The sequence below is a fragment of the Rhodococcus sp. T7 genome, from assembly GCF_009872365.1.
GTDB lineage: Bacteria > Actinomycetota > Actinomycetes > Mycobacteriales > Mycobacteriaceae > Rhodococcus_F.
In genome coordinates, this window is the sequence record NZ_WXYH01000222.1 from 1 (window position 1) to 1452 (window position 1452).

At 63.8% G+C, this 1452-nt stretch carries 1 protein-coding gene; it reads left to right on the top strand.

The genetic code is table 11. The features are described from left to right. Nucleotides 1-49 precede the first annotated feature (49 nt). The gene (locus MLGJGCBP_RS21230; RefSeq protein ID WP_043827253.1) at nucleotides 50-1444 is read left to right on the top strand and encodes an IS30 family transposase; all 1395 of its coding nucleotides are present in this window, start codon (nucleotides 50-52) and stop codon (nucleotides 1442-1444) included. Nucleotides 1445-1452 lie beyond the last annotated feature (8 nt).

Consider the following 1452-nt stretch of genomic DNA (forward strand, 5'->3'; position numbering starts at 1 on the left):
GACCAGGCTCAACCGGTGGAAGCAACACCTCGATAACGGAGGTGTGGGAATGGGACGACCACCCGGGTGGGCAGCAGCGTTGACGGGGCGTGCGGTGATGCGGTCACCGGGACGGCCTCCGATACGCCGAGATCTAGAGCGGGCATTCTGGACGCGGATCGCCGAGGGTCTCACGAGCGACGACGCAGCGACCACATGCGGCGTGTCGGGGCCGGTGGGGACACGGTGGTTCCGCCAGGCTGGTGGGATGCCACCGATCGAGTTGACCCCGGTCTCGGGGAGGTACCTGTCGTTCACCGAGCGTGAGGATATCGCGCTGCTGCGAGCCAAGGGTATGAGTATGCGCGACATCGCTGACCGGATCGGACGGTCACCGTCGACGATCTCGCGGGAGTTGCGGCGGAACGCCGCCACCCGCAATGGCAAGCTCACATACCGAGCGTCGACCGCACAGTGGAAGGCCGACCTCGCCGCGAGGCGCCCAAAACCAGCGAAGCTCGCCGAACACGATCGGCTACGAGAATATGTGCAGGACAAACTGTCTGGTGTGATTCGTGCCGACGATGGAACCGTGGTGTCCGGTCCGGATGCCGCTTGGATTGGCCGAAACAAGCCTCGGCGCGGTGATCGTCGGTGGGCGACGGCGTGGAGTCCGGAGCAGATCTCGAATCGCCTACCGATCGACTATCCGGAGGACCCGACGATGCGCATTTCACCTGAGGCGATCTACCAATCGCTCTACATCGAGGGTCGCGGCGGCCTGGAGCGGGAGCTCGTCGCGTGCTTGCGCACCGGCCGGGCGCTGCGAAAGCCTCGTGCGCGAGCACGGAAGCAGCGCACCGGATTTATCACCGAGGAGGTGACCATCAGCGCCCGTCCGGAGGAGGTCGAGAGCCGGAAGACGCCGGGGCATTGGGAGGGCGACCTCATCATCGGTCTGACCCGGTCCGCGATCGGCACGCTCGTCGAGCGCACCAGCAGATACACGACTCTACTACACCTGCCGCGACTGAAGGGCTATGGAACAGCGGCGATGGTGAAGAACGGGCCGGCGCTGTCCGGATATGGTTCGGAGTCCGTTCGTGATGCTCTGGCCGCGACGCTGTCACCGCTGCCCGAGCATCTACGCAGATCCGTGACGTGGGATCGCGGAAAGGAACTCGCGCGTCATGCCGAGCTGACGGCATCTACGGGTATCCGTGTCTACTTCTGTGATCCGTACAGTCCATGGCAGCGCGGAACGAATGAGAACACCAATGGGCTGCTGCGACAATATTTTCCGAAGGGAACTGATCTGTCCCGATACAAGTTCCGTGAGCTTCAGGCGGTCGCCGATGCGCTCAACAACCGCCCCCGAAAAGTGCACGGTTGGAGAACTCCAGCGGAAGTGTTTGCCGAACAGGTACACTCGTCCTCACGGCACGGTGTTGCGACGACCGGTTGAATCCGCCC